The 19,645-nt window shown below is 71.6% G+C and carries 16 protein-coding genes; 12 read left to right on the top strand and 4 right to left on the bottom strand.

The genetic code is table 11. The features are described 5' to 3' along the window. The first annotated feature begins 174 nt into the window (after nt 1-174). Nucleotides 175-1,989: a chitinase gene (locus ACH4B3_RS26715; RefSeq protein ID WP_398466882.1), complete on the top strand. Its 1,815-nt coding sequence runs from the start codon at nt 175-177 to the stop codon at nt 1,987-1,989. A 195-nt stretch (nt 1,990-2,184) separates the two neighbouring features. Beyond that, nucleotides 2,185-2,997, top strand: a complete 813-nt coding sequence (locus ACH4B3_RS26710; RefSeq protein WP_398466880.1) for a tetratricopeptide repeat protein — start codon at nt 2,185-2,187, stop codon at nt 2,995-2,997. Between the two features lie 69 nt (nt 2,998-3,066). On the opposite strand, the gene ACH4B3_RS26705 is transcribed toward ACH4B3_RS26710, so the two are convergent. Then, nucleotides 3,067-3,660: a TetR/AcrR family transcriptional regulator gene (locus ACH4B3_RS26705; RefSeq protein WP_398466878.1), complete on the bottom strand. Its 594-nt coding sequence runs from the start codon at nt 3,658-3,660 to the stop codon at nt 3,067-3,069. A gap of 72 nt (nt 3,661-3,732) precedes the next feature. Between ACH4B3_RS26705 and ACH4B3_RS26700 the strand changes: the two genes are divergently transcribed. The 4 genes from ACH4B3_RS26700 to ACH4B3_RS26685 all read left to right on the top strand — a co-directional run bounded on the left by ACH4B3_RS26700 (nt 3,733) and on the right by ACH4B3_RS26685 (nt 7,705). Next, nucleotides 3,733-4,263 (top strand): GNAT family N-acetyltransferase, encoded by a 531-nt coding sequence (locus ACH4B3_RS26700; protein WP_398466876.1) that lies wholly within the window; start codon nt 3,733-3,735, stop codon nt 4,261-4,263. A gap of 166 nt (nt 4,264-4,429) precedes the next feature. Continuing rightward, nucleotides 4,430-4,864 carry a VOC family protein gene (locus ACH4B3_RS26695; RefSeq protein WP_398466874.1) on the top strand — a complete coding sequence of 145 codons (435 nt, stop codon included), beginning with the start codon at nt 4,430-4,432 and terminating at the stop codon, nt 4,862-4,864. A gap of 424 nt (nt 4,865-5,288) precedes the next feature. Beyond that, the gene (locus ACH4B3_RS26690; protein WP_398466872.1) at nt 5,289-6,518 is read left to right on the top strand and encodes a serine hydrolase domain-containing protein; all 1,230 of its coding nucleotides are present in this window, start codon (nt 5,289-5,291) and stop codon (nt 6,516-6,518) included. Continuing rightward, a complete protein-coding gene (locus ACH4B3_RS26685) occupies nt 6,515-7,705 on the top strand; it encodes a serine hydrolase domain-containing protein (RefSeq protein WP_398466870.1) in 1,191 nt (396 codons plus the stop codon). Before ACH4B3_RS26690 ends, ACH4B3_RS26685 begins: the two co-directional genes overlap by 4 nt. 169 nt (nt 7,706-7,874) lie before the next feature. Here ACH4B3_RS26685 and ACH4B3_RS26680 read toward each other — a convergent pair whose 3' ends face one another. Next, nucleotides 7,875-8,930: a Gfo/Idh/MocA family protein gene (locus ACH4B3_RS26680; RefSeq protein ID WP_398466868.1), complete on the bottom strand. Its 1,056-nt coding sequence runs from the start codon at nt 8,928-8,930 to the stop codon at nt 7,875-7,877. Nucleotides 8,931-9,086: 156 nt separating this feature from the next. Between ACH4B3_RS26680 and ACH4B3_RS26675 the strand changes: the two genes are divergently transcribed. Further along, complete coding sequence (locus ACH4B3_RS26675) at nt 9,087-10,748, top strand: serine/threonine-protein kinase (RefSeq protein ID WP_398466866.1); 1,662 nt, start codon at nt 9,087-9,089, stop codon at nt 10,746-10,748. Next, nucleotides 10,745-12,388, top strand: coding sequence for a serine/threonine-protein kinase (locus ACH4B3_RS26670; RefSeq protein ID WP_398466864.1), 1,644 nt, complete (start codon nt 10,745-10,747; stop codon nt 12,386-12,388). Before ACH4B3_RS26675 ends, ACH4B3_RS26670 begins: the two co-directional genes overlap by 4 nt. A 229-nt stretch (nt 12,389-12,617) precedes the next feature. Here the strand turns inward: ACH4B3_RS26670 and ACH4B3_RS26665 are convergent, their stop codons facing one another. Beyond that, on the bottom strand, nt 12,618-13,838 hold the full coding sequence (locus ACH4B3_RS26665; RefSeq protein WP_398466862.1) for a GDSL-type esterase/lipase family protein: 1,221 nt from the start codon (nt 13,836-13,838) through the stop codon (nt 12,618-12,620). A gap of 653 nt (nt 13,839-14,491) precedes the next feature. Between ACH4B3_RS26665 and ACH4B3_RS26660 the strand changes: the two genes are divergently transcribed. Together ACH4B3_RS26660 and ACH4B3_RS26655 are read left to right on the top strand one after the other, a co-directional pair. Next, nucleotides 14,492-14,728 carry a hypothetical protein gene (locus ACH4B3_RS26660; protein WP_398466860.1) on the top strand — a complete coding sequence of 79 codons (237 nt, stop codon included), beginning with the start codon at nt 14,492-14,494 and terminating at the stop codon, nt 14,726-14,728. 680 nt (nt 14,729-15,408) lie between these two features. Then, a complete protein-coding gene (locus ACH4B3_RS26655; RefSeq protein ID WP_398466858.1) occupies nt 15,409-16,920 on the top strand; it encodes a hypothetical protein in 1,512 nt (503 codons plus the stop codon). A gap of 271 nt (nt 16,921-17,191) precedes the next feature. On the opposite strand, the gene ACH4B3_RS26650 is transcribed toward ACH4B3_RS26655, so the two are convergent. Further along, nucleotides 17,192-17,911, bottom strand: coding sequence for a hypothetical protein (locus ACH4B3_RS26650; protein WP_398466856.1), 720 nt, complete (start codon nt 17,909-17,911; stop codon nt 17,192-17,194). A gap of 227 nt (nt 17,912-18,138) precedes the next feature. Here ACH4B3_RS26650 and ACH4B3_RS26645 point away from each other — a divergent pair, with 227 nt between their 5' ends. After that, a complete protein-coding gene (locus ACH4B3_RS26645) occupies nt 18,139-18,486 on the top strand; it encodes a GntR family transcriptional regulator (protein ID WP_398466854.1) in 348 nt (115 codons plus the stop codon). A 59-nt stretch (nt 18,487-18,545) separates the two neighbouring features. Continuing rightward, the gene (locus ACH4B3_RS26640) at nt 18,546-19,469 is read left to right on the top strand and encodes a DUF1648 domain-containing protein (protein ID WP_398467105.1); all 924 of its coding nucleotides are present in this window, start codon (nt 18,546-18,548) and stop codon (nt 19,467-19,469) included. Nucleotides 19,470-19,645: the final 176 nt, after the last annotated feature.

The following is a 19,645-nucleotide window of genomic DNA, read 5'->3' as shown; positions in this document are numbered from 1 at the left end:
AGGCTCCCGTCCTCCTGGGCGGGGGTCTTCGAGCCGGCGGTGTACGAGGCGGTGGCGCGTCTTCCGGGGCGGAAGGGCGAGTGCCGAGCCGCGCGAGGGGTTGACAACCGAATTGGTCTGGACCAAGTTGGGCGCGCCCCCTCCTCCCCATCTCCCCCCTGCCCGGAGGCACTTGTGGAACGCTCCAGACCTCTCGGCCGTCGCCCCCTCGTCACGCTGCTCACCGCGGCGGCACTCGCCGCGTCCGGCATGACCGCGCTCTCGTCGGCCGCCCGGGCGGCCGACGCGGACCTCGCGCGCAACGGCGGCTTCGAATCCGGCCTCGACGGCTGGACCTGCACGGCGGGCACCACCGTCACCTCACCCGTGCACGGCGGCACCGCCGCTCTGAAGGCCACCCCGGTCGGCGCGGACAACGCCCGCTGTGCGCAGACGGTGACCGTGAAGCCCGACTCCGCCTACACGCTGGCGGGCCACGTCCGCGGCACCTACGTCCACCTCGGCGCGAGCGGAACCGGCACCACCGACGTCTCCACCTGGGCCCAGACCGCCCCCGACTGGCAGCACCTGACGACCACCTTCCGCACCGGCCCCTCCACGACCAAGGTCACGATCTACACCCACGGCTGGTACGGCACCGGCGCCTACCACGCCGACGACATCACCCTGACCGGCCCGGGGGGAGAGACGGGCCAGCCCCCGGCGCCGCCGACCGGCCTCGCCCCGGGCACGGTCACCTCCTCCAGCGTCGCCCTGTCCTGGTCACCGGTCCCGGGCGCCACGGGCTACGCCGTCTACCGCGACGGCGCCAGGGTCAGCACGGTCACCGGAACCTCCACCACCGTGACCGGCCTGACCCCCTCGACGGCGTACTCCTTCCAGGTCAGCGCCGTCAACGACGCGGGCGAGTCCGCGCGGTCGGCGACGGTCACCGCGACGACCGCCGGGAGCCCGGGCGGCGGGGACCCCTCCGACCTCCCGCCCCACGCGCTGGTCGGCTACCTCCACGCCGGCTTCGCCAACGGTTCCGGCTACACACGCATGGCCGACGTGCCCGACAGCTGGGACGTCATCGACCTGGCCTTCGGCGAACCGACCTCGGTCACCTCCGGCGACATCCGCTTCGAGCGCTGCCCGGTCACCGAGTGCCCGAACGTGGAGAGCGACGCCGAGTTCAAGGCGGCGATCAAGGCCAAGCAGGCGGCCGGCAAGAAGGTGCTCATCTCCATCGGCGGCCAGAACGGCCAGGTCCGGCTGACCACGCCCGCCGCCCGCGACACCTTCGTCTCGTCCGTCTCGAAGATCATCGACGAGTACGGTCTCGACGGCCTCGACATCGACTTCGAGGGCCACTCGCTGTCGCTGGACGCTGACGACACCGACTTCAAGAACCCCAGGACCCCCGTGATCGTCAACCTGATCTCGGCTCTGAAGACCCTGAAGGCCGAGTACGGCGACGACTTCGTGCTGACCATGGCCCCGGAGACCTTCTTCGTCCAGAACGGCTACCAGTTCTACGGCACCGGCAAGTGGGGCGGCCAGGACCCCCGCTGCGGCGCCTACCTCCCGGTCATCCACGCCCTGCGCGACGACCTGACGCTGCTGCACGTCCAGGACTACAACTCCGGCCCGATCATGGGCCTCGACAACCAGTACCACTCCATGGGCGGCGCCGACTTCCACATCGCCATGACCGACATGCTGCTCACCGGCTTCCCGGTCGCCGGCGACCGGAACAACGTCTTCCCGCCGCTGCGCCCCGACCAGGTCGCGATCGGCATGCCGGCCTCCACCAACGCGGGCAACGGCCACGTCTCCCCGGCCGAGGTCACCAAGACCCTGAACTGCCTCACCAAGAAGACCGACTGCGGCACCTACGCCACCCACGGCACCTGGCCGGGCCTGCGCGGACTGATGACCTGGTCGATCAACTGGGACCGCTACGCGAACTGGGAGTTCCAGAAGAACTTCGACGCGTACTTCGGCTGAGCGGCAGTCGCGCCCCGGCCGGCCGCACCGCACCCGGGCGCCACCGGCCGCGACCTCCGCGGCCGGTGGCAGCCGCGGCGCACCAGCCCGCACCAGGCGCCGAGGACGAGGAGCGGACAGGGCACCGGCAGTGCGCGGCGGACGGCCGGGATGCCCCGAGACCGACAGGCTCCCGCTCGCGTACCCTCACCGTCCGTGAAGAGCATATGGACGCCACGGGAGCGTGAGCGCGAGAAGACCTTCGCCCGCCTCGCCCGCGAGTACCGGGCCGGAGCCTACGAGAAGGTCGAGGCCGAGGCCCGCGCGCTCGCCGCGATCCCGCAGCGCCCCTGGCGCCGGACGCGGCCCCTGCCGCGGTGGCAGGCGCTCACCCTGGCCACCGGCGTGGCCGTCGTACACGGCCGGGGTGCGGAGGTGCTGCCCGAACTGGAGGCGCTCATCGCCGAAGTGGAACCGGTCGACACCGAGACCGAGCTCTTGCGGCTGATCGTCCGCAACCACCGCACCCTGGCCCTGATCGGACAGGAGCGCCACCGGGAGGCGGAGGACGAGGCACTCGACGTACTGCGCGGAGCGGTCCGGGTGTCCCGGCTCACCTCGCTCGGCACCGTCGAGATCAACGCGCTGGCCCACCTGGCAGCCGCCCTGTGCGGCCAGGGCCGCCACGAGGAGGCCGAGGCCGTCGCCCGCGGAAACCTGCCCCGAGCGAAGGAGGCCGCCCTCTCCTCCCTCCACGCCACCCTGGTGCGCTGCCTCACCGGGCAGGGCCGGTACGCGGAGGCGCTCGCCGAGGCGCGGCGGTTCGCCCCGCTCCCGTGCCGCGGGGACAGCGGGCAGCTGGACCTGGTCACCGCCGAGGCGCTGCACGGACAGGGCCGGAACGGCGAGGCCCGGGAGGCGGCCGCCCGGGCGCTGGCGGACTGCGAGCGGAATCTGTACCCGGCCCATCCCCGCATCCGCGATGCCCGAGCCCTGCTGGCGCTTCTCGGGGAGGAGCCGGTGGGGTAGTCGTTCGCGGGTGACCCGGACGGTCCGGGGCTGGACGAGTGCCAGACCGGTGCCGAGTGAGCCGGGCCGTCAGCCGCCCCCGCCGCCGTCACGCAACAGGGCGAGCTGGTGCGCGACGGCAAGGGTGAGCCGCTCCTCGTCGTCCGTGGCGAGGAGGTCGAGCAGGGCGCCGCGCAGGACGGCCAGGGCCAGCGTGCGGCGGGTGGCGCCGGACTCGCTGTCACGTTCGGACGGCGGCTGGCAGTCGGCCAGCACGCCGAGCGAGTCCGCCACCGTGGCGCGGGCGAACCCGGCCCAGGCACCGTCGGGCTGGACGAGGGAGCGCGCGTACGCCTCGGCCCACAGTCGCAGCAGCGGCCGGTGCTCCTCCGCGGCGAGCCACGTCCAGATCCGTTGGACGGCCGGCGCCAGTCCGGCGGGGCTGTCGGTCTGCCGGGCCCGGTCCAGGAGTGCCACCTCGTCGCTGCGGGCGCGCGCCAGCAGCGCCCGCAGCAGACCGTCCTTGCTCTCGAAGAGGAAGAGCAGGACCCGCGGGCTGGAGCCGATGGCCTGGGCCAGCGGGCGCAGGGACAGGTCGGTTAGGCCGTGGGTGAGGACGTACTGGTAGGCCGCCTCCAGCAGCTCGTTCTGCCGGGCGGAGGGGGTTGGCGCTTCCTGGGACATACGGCTAGCCTAACTGAAACAATCGTTTCAGTGACGGGGAAGGAACGACCCACGGGGCCAGGAGGGCAGCTCATGCCGCAGCAGGATCAGAAGCAAGTCGCCGTACGCCGCGCCGACCGCCCCGGCGATCTGGGATGGGTGGTGATGGCCCACGGCGAGACATACGACCAGCAGTTCGGCTGGAACACGGACTTCGAGGCCCTGGTCGCCACCATCGTCGCCGACTACGGCACCCGGCACGACCCGGCCCGCGAGGCGGGCTGGATCGCCGAAGTCGACGGCCGGCGCGTGGGCTGCGTCTTCCTCGTCGCGGGCGACCAGCCGAAGACGGCCAAGCTGCGCGTCCTGCTCGTCACCCCGGAGGGCAGGGGCCTACGCCTGGGGACTCGCCTGGTCGGGGAGTGCCTCGCGTTCGCCCGCCAGGCGGGCTACGAGCAGGTGACGCTGTGGACCGTCGACATGCTGGCGGCGGCGCGCAGGATCTACCAGAGCTTCGGCTTCACCCTCGCCGACGAGGAGCGCCACCACAGCTACGGCCACGACCTCGTCGGCCAGAACTGGACCCTCGACCTGCGCGCCGGCACGGCGGACGGCGACGGCTGACGGCGACGCATCGACCACCGGCTCGGGACGCTGGCGGGCCCTGGAGGCGTCGACGTCGCTTGCTCCCCGCGGCCGCACGGCAGCGGCCGATGAGGGCCGTCCCCCCGGCAACATTCGGATCCATGCCAGGAGATGAGGGCCGGAGCCCCCCTGCTATGGTGCGCCGATGTCATCGATCAAGCAGTTCCAAGTCACCTTCGACTGCGCAGAACCCGCGCGTCTCGCCGGATTCTGGTGCGAGGTGCTGGGATACGTCGTACCGCCGGTCCCGGAGGGGTTCGCCTCGTGGGAGGACCACCACCGCTCGCTGCCGCCTGAGGATCAGGTCGTCTACTTCGCATGCAGTGATCCTTCGGGTGTGGGCCCGCGCCTGCTCTTCCAGCGCGTCCCCGAAGGGAAGATCGTCAAGAATCGGGTGCATCTCGATGTGCGGGCCGGCACCGGACTCGTGGGCGAAGAGCGCCTCGCCACGCTGGAGGCCGAATGCGCACGCCTGGTCGCGCTCGGCGCGGTACACGTGCGAACGCTGCTCGCCGACGACGACAACGAGTCGTGCATCCTGATGCAGGACATCGAGGGCAACGAGTTCTGCCTCGACTGAGCCTCCTCCGGCGAGACCGGGGGAGCCCCGGTAGCTTCGGTCAGCGGCGGGCGGGTGCCTTCCCGGAGCACGGATCCGGTTCAGCCTTCCGAGGCAGTGTGCGAGGTGCAGCGGATCCGCCAGGCGCAGCACGCGTCCGTCGGACCCGGGAGGGGGACGTGCAGCGGCTGGGTCCAGTCCGCCCCGCTCCCGCGGCGACTCCGCGACCAGGACGGCCATCACCCTCACAGGTCACATCGACCCCGACCAGACCGGAGCGCAGCGCGTTCACGATGCGCATCGGCGAGCCCGTTCACCTGGCGTAACCACCCGACCAGGCCGATTGCCGGGCCGAGGCCGGCGGGAAAGGCTCTTTCGGCCGAGTTCCTCGTCGCTCGGGACGCCCGCGCGACGGCTCGCCCCCTGACTGATCGGAGATCGGGTGATGGTACGGAGGACATCCCGCAGGCGGCACGCCGCCCGCGTCGCCTGGACGGCCGCGGCGGCGTTGCTGGTGGTGGCCGGGCCGAGCGCGACGCAGTTCTCCGTGGCGCCCGCCGCGTCCGGCACCTCCGTCGCACCCGGGACAGGCACCGCACCCGAGGCGGACACACCCTCCTACCTGCGGCGGGACACCGAGGCGGTGCACCGGGCGGGGGCGGTCGGGGTTCTGGCGGACCTACGGGACGGGGACAGGCGGGCGCGGGCCCGTGCCGGAGTGGCGGAGCTGGGCACGGACCGGCCGGTGGCCTGGCACTCCTCGATCCGGATCGGCAGTGCGACCAAGACGTTCACCGCGACCGTGGTGCTGCAACTGGTGGGCGAGGGGCGGCTCTCGCTGGACGACACCGTCGAGCGCTGGCTGCCCGGCCTGGTCACCGGCAACGGCAACGACGGCCGCGCCATCACCATCCGCCACCTTCTCCAGCACACCAGCGGGCTGCCCACCGTCTCCGACCTGCCGGGCTGGGAGAACGCGGAGCAGTTCGAGAAGCACCGCTACGACGCACACGACCCCCGGTACGTGGTGAAGCTCGCCATGCGGCACCCGCCCAGCAGCGTCCCCGGCACCCGGTGGGAGTACTCCAACACCAACTACATTCTTGCCGGACTGGTCATCCAAGCGGTGACGGGGCGCTCCTGGGATCAGGAGGTCACCGCGCGCATCATCGTCCCGCTGAAGCTGACCGGCACCTTCGTGCCCGGCCACCGCCCCTATCTGCCGCTACCGCACCCGCACACGTACTACCAGTTCGCCGAGGGCGAGCCGTGGTTCGACACCACGGTGCTCAATATGAAGGACATGGACGCCGAGGGCTCCTTGGTGAGCACCACGGAGGACCTGGGCCGGTTCCACGCAGCGCTGATCGGCGGCAAGCTGCTGGAGCGAGCCGAGCTCGCCGAGATGATGAAGACCGTCCCGGTGCCCCAGTTCGCGCGATGGGGTGGGCGCTACGGCCTCGGCCTGACGTGGTTCGACCTCAGCTGCGGAGGTGGCTACTGGACGCACTGGGGGGACACCCTCGGCGCCTCCACCCGCGGCGGGATCACCCCGGACGGAAAACGCGGCATCGTGGTCTCCACCAGCGGAAACGGTGATCACTTGAAGGTCCCGATGGAGGACGCCGCGCTGCATCCCCTGGTGGACCACGCACTGTGCCGGGGGCTGTCATGACCCTCAGCCGACGAACCGTCGTCACCGCCCTCGGCCTCACCGCCGTCGCCGGCGCCCTCCCGGCCGCCGGCCCCGCCGCGGCGCACAGTTGCCCGACGACTGGTCGGCTCCAGGCAGATGTGGACGCGGTGGCCGCCACCGGCCCCGTGGGGGTGCTCGCGCGAGTCACGACCCCGCACGGCACCCGCACCGCCCGAGCCGGAGCGGCCGTACTGGGCAGCGCGCTGCCGGTGCCCTGGCAGTCGCGGATGCGGGTCGGCAGTACGACCAAGGCGTTCACCGCGACGGTGGTGCTGCAACTGGTGGGTGAGGGACGGCTCTCGCTGGACGACACCGTCGAGCGCTGGCTGCCCGGCCTGGTCACCGGCAACGGCAACGACGGCCGCGCCATCACCATCCGCCACCTCCTCCAGCACACCAGCGGCCTGTACGACTACCCCGAGGACGCCGCCGGGGTGCCTCAGCTGCGTACGGCGGAGGCATTCCGTACCCACCGGTTCCGGACGTACTCCGAGGCGGAACTCATCGCCATCGCGCTGCGCCATCCGCCGGACTTCCCACCCGGCACCGCCTTCAACTACTCCACCACCGGCTACCAGGTGATCAGTTTGATCATCGAGAAGGCGACCGGTGAAAGCTGGGAGCAGCACGTCACCCGGCGCATTCTCCGGCCCCTCGGCCTGCGTGGCACGACCGCCCCGGGTACCGACCCGCGGATCCACGGCCCGCACCCACGCGGCTACCGGCTCTTCCCCGACGAGCCGCGCCTGGTCGACGTCACCGTCTGCAACCAGACCCTCGGCGGTGCGGGCGGTGCCTTGATCGGCACGCTCGCCGATGTGAACCGCTTCTTCGCCGCGTTGCAGCGCGGCGACCTGTTGCGCCCGGCCGAACAGGCGGAGATGCACCGGACCGTGCCGACAGCCGGAGACCTCGCGGAAGCATGGCCGGGCTCCCGATACGGCCTTGGCCTGATGTGGGCGCCCTCCCCGGGCGGCGGGTACTGGGGCCACCACGGTGACACCTTCGGCTTCCACACCCGAGCCGGGACCACCTCCGACGGGCGGCGCGGCTTCACCCTGGTTTGGACCGGTCCCGGCGACGAGGCGACCGACGCCGCGGCCAACGCCCTGGCCGCACACGCGCTCACGGGCGACGACAGCGGCGGACCGGAACACGGCCACTGAGCCTTCCCGGTTCGGGGTGGTGATCGGGTCGGAGCGGAGGACAGTGCGACTCCGGCGAACGGCACACCCCCGCGGCGCTGCGCGGTGCGGGGGATCGGGCGCCCCCGCTCGGCCGGATTGCCTGGAACCCCGGTGCGATCCAGGCTGTCCCCGACGGGGACCGTGATCGTCACTCCGGCGCGAAGAGGGGCATCCGCACGGGGCGCGAGCCGTTCTTCAGCGACTCCGCGCCGGCCGTGCCGACCAGCGAGGCGGCCACCGCGGGACGCACCGGGATCAGCGGCGGCCTCCCGTGTTCCACGGTGGCCCGGAATCCTTGGAGGATGCGCACCGTCCCCTCGGCCTGCCGTTCCACCGGCCGCCCGTCCAGAACGAGGGGCGGCGGCACTCGTTCCTCCTCGCGGCCGGCGCCATCGGGTCGTGTCCAGCCCTCTGTCCGGACCCGGACGGAATACGCCCGCTCGCCCGGTGCGCGGACGGACTCGGCGAGCGCTCGGGTGCCACGGACGGACAGCCAGCTCCAGTGGCTGTCGGGCTCGCCCTGGAGGAAGCCATGGCGGGTGACGGCCAGCGCGCCGGTGGACAGCCGGACGGCCATGACGACGGCCTTGTCCGGGTCGGCCCCGTCCGCCGGGAACGCCGACACCTCCACCGGCCAGGCACTCGTGACGGCCAGCACCGGCGACAGGGTGTGCGTGCAGTACGCCGCCGCGGAGATACGGCCGCGCCAGCTGCCGGGATCGCCGATCAGAGCCGCGACGGTCTCCGGTGACATGCCGTGCAGGTAGTCGGCCTCGATCACGCTGACCCGACCCAGCTCCCCGGCCTCGACCGCCTGCCTGATCAGGCGGACGTGCGGGTGGTGGACATAGTTCTCGGCGAACGAGTAGGTGGCCGCGGAGCGCTCGGCCGCTGCGATCAGCCGCCGCCCCTCGTCCTCGTCCACACAGGCCGCGCACTCGGACAGCACATGCACGCCCCGTTCCAGAAACGCGATGGCCAGGGGCGCGTGCTCGTCGAAGTCGTTGGCCAGGACAACGCCGTCCAACCCGTGGTCCAGCAGCTCCTCCCACCGCTCGGTCACCATCGCCCCGGGCAGTTCCTCCCGCGCCGCCTCCCGCCGCGCGGCGTCCCGGTCGCAGACGGCCACCACCTCCATGCCCAGCCGTCGGCACCAGCCCGCCAGGTGCAGCCCCATCTTCAACCCGATCACACCAACTCGCATGCAAACATGGTCGCTTGGCCCCACTCGCCCAAAGCAACCCGATTTCCGTGGGCGCCCCCTCCGCGCCGGCAGCACCGGTCGGACCGCACCCGCCGGGGTCTGTATGATCCTCTCGCTTCGGGGGCCGGACGGCCCAGGGGGAAGGAGTGAGGCGACATGGGTGCAACAGGGCTGTTCGGACCATCGCATATCGGTCCGTTCCGGGTGGTGGCCGAGCTCGGTCAGGGTGGCATGGGGCGCGTGCTGCTGGGGGTCGCCTCGGACGGCCGCCTCGTCGCGGTCAAGCAGGTGCACGCCGAACTGGCCGAGGACGACGCGTTCCGGGCGCGTTTCCGGCGCGAGGTCGCCGCCTCGCGGAGAGTGTCCGGCGCCTACACCGCTGCCGTCATGGACGCCGACGCCGAGGCCCGGACACCGTGGCTCGCCTCCGAGTTCGTGCCGGGCCCCAGCCTGACCCAGGCTCTGGACGCGGCGGGCCCGCTCCCGGCGGAATCGGTGCGTGTCCTCGCCGCCGGACTCGCGCAGGCGCTGGTCGACGTGCACCGGGCGGGGCTGGTCCACCGCGACCTCAAACCGTCCAACGTGCTGCTCGCCGAAGACGGCGTCCGCGTCATCGACTTCGGTATCGCACGGGCCGCCGAGGGCCACACGAAGCTCACCCACACCGGTGCCATGGTCGGCTCGCCGCCGTTCATGGCACCGGAGCAGGTGCAGGGTCTGGAAACGACCGGTGCCGCGGATGTGTTCTCGCTCGGCTCCACCCTCGTGATGGCCTGCACCGGCAGGCCGCCGTTCGCGGGAACCTCGGTGCCGAGCGTGCTGTACAACGTCGCGCATTCCGAGCCGGACCTGGAGGCCGTGCCGCCGACGCTGCGGACGTTCATCGAGCCGTGCCTGGCCAAGGCCCCGGCGGACCGTCCGTCGCCGCTGGAACTCCTCACGGCGATCGGCACGGTGGCGCCCTCGTCCCGGCCGTGGCCCCCGGCGGTGCACCGGCTCACGGCGGAACAGCGGGCGAAGATCGACCAGTGGGTCACCGGGCCCGCCGTGCTCACCGCCCCCACCGCTCCCACCGCCACCGAGCCCACCACGATCACGGCCCCACCCGCCGGGCCCCCGCCCCCGCCGTCGTTCCCGCCCGCGCCGGCTGCCGCGGCGCCCCGCCGCAGGCGCACCTGGTGGCCGGCCGCGGCCGCCGCGGCCGTGGCGGTGGTGGCCGCGGTGACGGCCTTGAACCTCCTGCCATCCGACGACGGTGGAAAGGGCGACGACGAGAAGGACGCGCAGGGGCGAAAGCCCGCGACCACGGCACCGAGCGAGAACGAGACCATCCCGACCCCCGGGACGACGCCCCTGTCGAAGGTCCGCGACAAGTACACGCAGCGGGTGCCGTCGTGCAAGGAGGCCAAGGGCAAGGTGGAGGTGCCTGCGGGCTACGGAGATCCGAGCGGCAACCTCGAGGCCGTCGGCGAAACGCCGGAGGAGCGGAACCAGTGCTTCTGGGAGAACCGCTACGGCGACAAGATCGCCGTCTCCTGGGATCGTCACCTCACGGAGGACGGCAAGACCGGAGCGGAGCTGGCGAAGGAGAAATACGAGACCGGCTACGCCTCCGCCAGCCAGTCGTACGAGCGCACTGACGTCGGCGTCGGGGAGGAGGCGTACTGGCAGCGGAACATCGCCAATCTGTACGCCCGGGACACCAACTTGGAGCTCAACGTCGTCGTGGAGAGCACGCGGTACTCCGAGGACGAGGCCAGGGACATCGCCAAGGCCGTGGGCAAGTCGGCCCTGAAGCTGGCGGCGGCCGAGCGATGAGGCCGCTGGGACCAGCCGACCCGGCCACCGCCGGACCCTATCGCCTCCTCGCCGAACTGGGCCGGGGCGGGATGGGCCGGGTGCTGCTCGGCGCCTCGCCGGACGGCCGGCTGGTCGCGGTCAAGCAGGTGCACCAGCGGCTCGCCGCCGATGACGGGTTCCGGGCCCGGTTCCGGCGCGAGGTCGCCGCCTCGCGCCGGGTGTCGGGCGCGTACACGGCCGCCGTCATGGACGCGGACGCCGAAGCCCCGCTGCCCTGGCTGGCCTCGGTGTTCGTGAACGGCCCCTCACTGGGCGCGGCCGTGGAGGAGTCGGGTCCGCTGCCCGAGGAGTCCGTACGTCGCCTCGCCGCCGGGCTGGCCACGGCGCTCGTCGAGATCCACCGGACCGGCCTGATCCACCGGGACCTCAAGCCCGAGAACGTGCTGCTCGCCGAGGACGGTGTCCGCGTCATCGACTTCGGCATCGCGCGGGTCGCCGAGGGCACGGAGGCCACCGAGCTGACGCAGACCGGCTGGGTGGTCGGCTCGCCCGCGTTCATGTCACCGGAACAGGCCGAGGGTCGCGAACTGACCGTGGCCGGCGATGTGTTCTCGCTCGGCGCGGTGCTGGCCATGGCCGCGACGGGACACAGCCCCTTCGCGGCTCCGTCGATGGCGGGAACCCTCTACAACGTCGTGCACGCCGAGCCCGACCTGTCCGCCGTGGCGCCGCGCCTGCGCGCGGTCGTCGGGCCGTGCCTGGCCAAGGATCCGGCGGCCCGGCCCACCCCGGAGCAACTCCTCGCGCTCCTGGGCTCGACCGCGCACAGCGGCCGCCCGTGGCCGCCCGCCGTGCACCGGGCGATCGCCGCCCAACGGGCCGACATCGACCGGCTGCTCGGCGACACGGACCGCACCCTCGTGCCCGGCCCCGCTCCCGCCGATCCCGCCGCGGTGCGCACAGCCGTCCTGACACGGCAGGCCGGTCCCGCGACGCCCCCGCCCCGGCGGAAGACCGGGAAGGCCGTTTCCCTGGTGGCGGCCTGCGTGCTCGGCGTCGCCGGCATCGGCGCCGGAGTGTACGCGCTGCAGAGCGATGACGAACCGGCCGCGGGCTCATGGCCGGCGACGGGCCAGTCGAAGGACACGGCAGAAGAGGACCGCGGCGAGCCCGACAGGTACGCGAAGGCGCCGGTCTGCCCCGAGATAGCAGGGCAACTACCGCTACCCGCACGGAACAAGGCGCTCGACTACTACGACGAGGGTTACAAAGGATCCTCGACGAGCTGCGCGTGGGGACAGATACTCGGCGATCCCCGGAAGGTCCGGATCGCCGGCCTGGTCGACGATGTACATGCCTTCGTCGGCTGGGAACTGAAGCGCAGCGACGGTGATGACCACCACGAGACCACGTTGCAGCGCGAGGAGTTCCGCGAGGACGCTGCCGAGGGAACCCGCGCCAAGGGCCTCGGCTTCGGTGACGAGGCGTACTGGAGCGCTCCGGACGTCAGCACTCCCACCGAGCACTGCAACCTGCACGTCCGCGACGGCAACCTCGTGGTCGAAGTGGCCCTGGGCGGCGACGAACACCCGGTGTCGAGCTGCAAGCCGGAGGCCGAGAAGATCGCCCGCGCCGCGATCACGGCCATGCCGCGCTGAACGGGAGCCGACGGTGCCGGGCGACCGAGAGCGGCGACCTCCGGGCCGGCGGGCGGCACGTCCACCGGGAGGCCTGCGGGCCGCAGGCCGTATCCGGCAGCGGGTGACAGTGGCCGGGGTCTGGTTCTCCCCGGCCACTCGCCTCCGGCGGCAGCGGCGCCACCCGCTCCCACGTCGCCGCATCCGTCGACTCACCACGGCCGACGCGAGATCAACGATCGGACACGACTCAGGACACAGCGGTCAGATACATGCCGGAGGCGCCGGAGCCGGGGGTGTTGCGGCAGCTGAAGTCGCCGGTCGGCTTGGCGTGGATCAGGGCGAGGCAGCGGCCTTGGCCAAGCTGTCCGTAGTGGTTGGGATGCATGGACTCCTGGACCGGGCCCTGCGTGGAGTCGCTGTCGATCCACCGCATCCACTCGCTCGAGGCGGCGGACGGGGGCTGGGTGGCGGTCACCAGCTTGCTCGCCCTGGCGCACACTTCACGTCCCTGCGCCATGTCGCGCAGGTCCAGGAACTGTGTGTCCTTCGCCGCGGCCACCGCCTTCAGCCGGTCGGCGATCTGCGGCACCAGTGAGTCGCGCGCCCAGTCCGAGTCCCGGTCCCAGAACGGACAGCCGCCGGTGCCGACGCGGCTCCAGCCGCTCTCGGGGTAGCGGTTCTCCGCGGCCCGCGGAATGGGGGAGGGGTAGGACTGCAGCACGATCCGGTAGTCGGAGGCGGTGTATCCGGCCGCGGACATCACCGCTCTGATCTCGTCGATGGACTTGCCGACGTCGGCCATCGCCCGGTCGATCTTCGCGTCCACGACGGCCTGCTGGTCGTCGTGGCAGTACGAGTACCAGACGACGTAGTCCGTGGCGCAGGTGGTGATGATGTCGGCGAAGCCCAGGTCGTTGCCGCCGATCGACAGCGCGATGAGCTCGACGTCGTGGGTGGCCGCGATCGCGGCGAGCTGATCGGCCTGCGGGGCCTCGCCCTTGTAGGGCACGCCGCCGTTCGAGGCGCGGAAGACGTTCTCGGTGGTGGCGCCGGAGCAGGCGATGTTGATCCGTTCCTGTGCGGTGCCCGAGGCGGAGCGCACCTCGGCCGAGTCCGAGCGGTGGCAGCCGTTCGCGGCGGTGGCGCCGTACACGCGGGTGGGGTCGTAGCCGCTGCCCGTCCACGCCCGGTCGGTGCCCTGGCGGCTGCCGGTGTTGCTGAGGCTGTTGCCCTGCCAGCGGCCGGCCTCGCCGGAGATGTAGCTGTCGCCCATGGAGACGATCGCGGTCGGGCCGGAGGTGGGGCTCGCGGCGGACGGGGCGGCCCCGGTGGCGACCAGGGCGGTGAGGGCCGCGGGGAGGGCCAGGGCCGCGGCGAGCAGCCGCCGGGTGCTCCTGCCGGCCTTGGCGGTGGTGCCGCGCGTAACGATGGTGCCGCGCGTGCGCTGGGTGGTGCGGAATCCGATCACGACGGAACTCCTGCGGAATCGGCCGCGCCGAACGGGTTCGGCGATGGTGTCTGACGGGGGAGGCCTCCGGCCGGTGGCAAGCGGAATTTCGCACGCCGTTTTTGGTTACCGCAAGGTAGCTGCAGATGTCGGTTTGATCTCGCCAGTGACCACTGGCGACGTTCCGCGGCCTCCGTCAAGGTCGCCGGGCGTCGCCCTCGGGACGAGGGCGGTGGCGGCAAGGCATGCCACTCCCGGCGAGCCGGTCGTGCGGTTCGGGTGGCGAAGAAGGCCCCGGGTGAGTGCTGCGATACTCGGCACGGAGCCCCGGCGAGAAACGGGCATGGGCGGGCGAACCCGGCAATGACGGCTGCCCTTCGGTAGCCCGCGGCCATCCGGTAGCCCGCGGCCATCCGGCAGCGTGCGGGCTCAGGTGCCGCCACCGCCCGTGACCGCCACGCTTCCCACTGCGGTGCGAGCAACCCCCGCAGGACACCGCACATGAAACCTGCACGTCAGAACTCCAATGCCGGTACCGGGCCCCGCATGTGACCGTGCGACGTGCTCGCCGGTTGCGATCACCCGACCCGGGGGAACACGCTGGGATGTGAGCGGTATCGAGTGATCCGATCTGCGCCACGAGCGCCGCATATGACGTCCAATGGAGCATCACCATGGGCAACCAGGGTTATGACGAGCTTCCCGCCGACCGGGCCGTCTCACTGGAGGAAGCAGCAGAATTCAAATCCAGAACCACGGAACTCCGGGCAGCCAAACAGTGGCACTGGAATGGAAACGCCGGGGACGTGTACCAGGCCGTGGAACTGGCGAATCGATACCCTCCCCAGGGAGCAGGGGAAGTGATTTTCGCACTCAACGGCAATCTCATCGCCGTGTGGCTCTATTACTAGGTCCTCGCGGCGCCTGTCGACTGCGCACCAGGCCTTGACCGGCTGTCTCCTCCCGGCAGAGCCCGGCACCCAGGTCCGCCGCCGTCCTTTCATGACAGGCGTTGCCTGTCATGAAAGGACGGCGATCTTCACCTCGCCTCGCCCAGCGGCCTTGCGAGAAAGGGCCTGCCCCCTCCGCCCGACCCGACTGCAGCAGCAGGTCCGGGTCGGGCGTTGTAGGCACACCGAACGGGCGGCGGACGTCCTCGGCGGTCCGGGCGCCGCGCCGCAGGATGCGCCGCCTGCGACCGGGGACGCGCGTACCCAGCGCCGTCTCCAGGCCGCGGCGACCGAGGCCGCCGCCCTGCGCCGGAGCCGGGATGAGAGCGGGCCGGCCGACCGATGATGCCGGGCCCCATGACCTGGCCCGACCGGAGCCCGGCAGCACACCCCGAACAAGCCATGCCTGTCCGAGTAGTGCGACGTGTGCCGCAGCCGCACGCGCGCCCATGCGGGAGCAGGCCTGGGACGAGAGGCCCCGACCGAGGCGCCGGGCCCCGACGCGCGGTTGGCGGCCTCACGTAGCGATGCATTACTTTGTAACACTCCTGCTGTGTGCGGGAGTTGGGGCATGTACGTCTCCATCGTTGCCTCACAGACGCACCACTCCCACACACCATCCCGCGCCAGAGAAGAGCATCGTGGACCCCAAGACCGTGGCTGCCGAGGCCATCAGGCTCCTGTTTCAGCAGGTGACCGGACACCCGTTCTCGCCCCCTCAGAACGTGGCGGTCAACGCCCTGCGCGACCTGATCGACCAGGCGCTGGGGGCCGGTGGCATGTCGCAGGAGGTTCTGCGCCGGCTCGAAGGCGAGCCGAACGACGGCAACCGACAAGCCGCCGTCACTGTCCTGGCCGCCGCAGCGCAGCAAGACCCGCGGCTTGCCGAAGCCCTGGACCGGACTGTTCGAAACGTTCACGCCCTCCAGTTCCAAGAGGGGAGTGCCGACCACAACGCCGTCCCGGGCCCGTCGCGGAACACCCACAAGATCCTCGGCATCGCGGCAGCTCTGGTGCTGCTCCTGGGAGGGGGCGGCTACGCACTGCACGCCACACGGGGCGGCGACGACGGGCAGTCCAAGCACCGGGGCGGTGCCGCTGAGGCGTCGGACAAGCCGGGGAACGGGGACGGCTTCGCTGCCGGCGCACACCAGCTCATCGCGGCATCGTGTACCGACGAGGCAGTCACCCTGATCGCCGTGGACCCGGACACGGGACGGCGGACGGGCACTCGCACGTTCACCATCCCGGAAGATGCGGACGTCGAGTACGGTCCTCCTGATCAGCTGGCCATGACGCGGACGGGCGGGTGCCCGGGTAGGGGCGAGGCGCTGCGCCAGTTGTTCGACGCGTCGTTCGAACGCATGGCCGTGTCCATCAGCGCGGCCGACGGCGGCTACCACGTCGGGTACCTCACCGCGACAGGAAAGCTGCGCGACCTGACCGGCTCGCAGGGCGACGGCTTCTCGGCACGCCTGCCTCGGGAGTCGGGTCCCGTGTTCGACCGGGTGAACGACCAGATCTGGTTCTACGACTACCACAAGGGAATCCGGGCCCGATCCGCCTCGACCGGACGGCTCGTGGCCGCACACGAATCCAAGGGACTCCAACTGCTTCAGGGCCACCGCGTCGGCGCCAACCTCAGAACGGCTTCGGACGGCAACTTCGTGCTCAACCCGTCCCGGACAGCCGTCAGCTCCGCGATCGGCGCACTCCATGTCGCGAACCTGCGCGGTACCACGGCAGTGGCCCACGAAATGCGGTTGACCGACCGGGGACAGGATGGCTGCTCCCCGGAGGGCTGGGTGGACGACAAGACGGTACTGTGCGCCAAGGTCGACCTGGCTCAGATCGGCCTGACCGTGCGGAACGACAACGTCTTCCTGCTGACCTTCAGCAGCGACTATTCGTCGATCGAGTCCACCAGCCGGGACCTCCTCCCGACCAGTGACCGCGACATCTTCCCGCTCGCTCTGTCACCGGACCGGCGCGAGCTGCTGTTCTCGGCACGGCGTTCGGGAGAGGTCCGCTATTACCGCGCCGAGCTGGTCCCCGGCGCAACACCGCGTGAGCTGCCCAGAATGAAGGGGCTGGAATACCAGGGCACCATCAACGGGGATGCCGACACCCACCCCGTCATCGCCTGGCAGTGACCTCGGGTGAGGCCGTGTCACAGGTCGCACCCGAAGCCGGCCGATCAGCGTCGAGGTGACAAGGGCCGGGCGACCGGGAAGGCGGCACCGCCGACCGGCCACCCGGTACGCCCGCCGCCCCGCCCGGCAACCGGTCCTCGCTCGCCGTAGAGCCGGATCGTCTCGGCGAGGCACCGGACGCCGACCTGACTCCGGTACCCGCCGGACCGGTGGGGCAGTCCTCGACCTCGTACGGGTGCCCGGAGGTGGGCCCGCGCCGGCCTGAGGGGCGTCAAGGCAGCTGGATCATCACACATGTGGGCCCGCGCTCCGAGAGCGTCTCGCAGTCGTTCGCCGCGTTGGCGGCCACGGCCCCGACCTCGATGCCCCACGTCCCGGCCGGAACGGTGACCGGTGTTTCGACCCGGTGCTCGATCACGCCTCGATCGTTGGGCCGGAGAATGCTGTGGAAGAAGTCCACCGGCGGCTCCAGAGGCTCCCCGGCCTCGTCCACGGCGTTTCCGTACACCTCGATGGTGGCCCATGTGTCGACGCCGTCGGCGTGCACGAGGAACCTCAGCCTCGGATCGGACCGGGGCCCCGTGAGCCTGACATCGGTGATGGACGGCCGCCCGTTCCCGCCCGCCGCCTTCGAGGCACCGACCACCGCCACGCTCAGCGCGACCATGTAGAAGATCACCCCGAGGATGAGCACGGCGGTCTCCCACAGATTGCCCCGTCGTGTGGGACGCATCAGTAGCGCCACGATGCTGCAGACGATCGCCAGGATGGCGCAGAGCGACGCCACGTAGATCGGCCACGAGTCGTTGTTGAGCGCGACGAAGACGACGTCGCTGGTGAGTCCGAGAGCGGTCATGACGCCCGCGACGGTGACCAGCGCCCCGGCGAGGATCTTGGCGACGTCGTCCAGACGCTTCCCCGGTCTGGCCTGGATCTCGTCGGGCAGCGGGGCGCGTTCCTGCCCACCGCCGGGCATGCGCAGCCGGCCCATGGGACCGACGCTAGCCGTGGATGTGATCGCGGGCGGCGGGGTGCGAGCCTCATGCAGCAACCGCGGATCATCGCGTTCCGATGTCCTCGCGAAGTCCCCGCGGCGTCCCGGACGTCCGAAAGCGCGCGCGGCAGCCCACCTGGAGAGACGGCCTCGTCGCCGCTGACCGGCTCCGGCGGGCGCCCACCCCCTTAGAGGAGCAACATGGTGCTATCTTCATTGGCACCATGCTGCTGAGACTGAACGTCGCGGACAGTCGTCCCCTGCACGAGCAGGTGGCGGCGGCCATCCGGCGTGCCATCGCCGAAGGGGAGTGCGGTCCAGGCGACCGGCTGCCGCCGGCGCGCGAGCTTTCCCAGGTGCTGGACGTCAACGTCAACACGGTTCTGCGCGGCCTTCGCGCCCTGCGCGACGAGGGAGTACTGGAGTTCCGCCGAGGACGGGGCGTGACGGTGGCCCAAGGGGCGGACCAGCGCTCCGTGGTGCTGGACCGTGTGCATGGTCTGGTGACGGACGCGGCGCGCCTGGGCTACAGCAAGACCGACCTCATCGAGATGATCAGGGGGATGGCGTGAACGGGCGCAACGTTCGCAGGAGCAGAGCGATATGGGGCACAGCGGGCTGGTCTGCCGGAATCCTCGTCCTCCTGGTGGCGATGCCTCTGATGGCGAGTGGGCGGCTGCCGGAGAGGTTGGCGACGCACTGGGACGGAGCGTCGGGTGAGCCCGACGGCTCCATGCCGCTGTGGGCGGCGGCGTTCTTCCCGGCGCTGATCTGGACGGTGCTGGTGGCGGGCGTGGTGCTCGCCTCGCGGTGGACCGACGGTGAATCCGGCGGTGCCCTGCAGGGATGGGGTGGCGCCACGCTGCTGACGGGCGGGACCTTCCTGGCCGGCGGGCAGGCGTCCGTCGTGTGGGCGAACCTCGATCTGTCGGACTGGCGCCAAGCCGACCCGGTGACCGGCGGGATGGTTCTCACCCTGGTCGCAGCCGCCACGGCAGGGCTCGTGGCGTGGGCCGCCACCCGCCGAGGAGCTGCCGCACGGGGGACGGCGGCGGAAGGACCCGGCATGGACATCCCCGTCGGCCAGCGGCTGGTCTGGCTCTCTCGTACCTCCAACCCGTGGCTTCACGGCATCTCGGCCGTGACCGGACTCGCGGCGATCGCCGCCGCCCTGGCCGCCGTCGGCGGCCTGATCGACTTTCAGTGGGCACTGGTCACACCGTTCACTCTCGCCTCCGTTCTCCTCCTGGGCTGCGCGTCCGTGCAAGCGCGGGTCAGCGAGAAGGGACTGGTTGTGTCCTTCGGGCCCTTCGGGTGGCCGACTCGCCGCTGGGCCGCGGGGGACATCGAGTCGGCGCGAGTCGAGCACCGTACGCCCGCCCAGGTCGGCGGCTGGGGGTATCGGCTGAGCGGGCTGGGGACCACCGTCATGCTGCGCGGCGGTGAGTGCCTGGTCATCCGCGCCAAGGGCAAGGACTTCGCCGTCAGCGTGGACGACGCGGAACGCGGTGCCGCACTTCTCAACTCCATGGGCGTGAACCGCTCAAGGCGGTGACCGTTCCCGGTCCGTGTTCGCCCCGATGCCAACGGGACCCAGGCGCAGCCTCCGGGAATCCCGGGGAGCACGGGGAAGTCCGGTGTCGAATCACCCGTCCAGCACGTCGAGTCGACCATCGTGCAGGCCGGGGAGGCGCCGCCCGCGGCGGCCGGGTCGACCTCGACGGCGGTACG

Origin of the sequence: Streptomyces sp. NPDC018031, from assembly GCF_044327625.1 — a bacterium.
In the GTDB taxonomy this organism is placed as follows: Bacteria; Actinomycetota; Actinomycetes; order Streptomycetales; family Streptomycetaceae; genus Streptomyces.
Note: the sequence above shows the minus strand (reverse complement) of the source record. Positions and strands in the feature narration are given on the sequence as shown.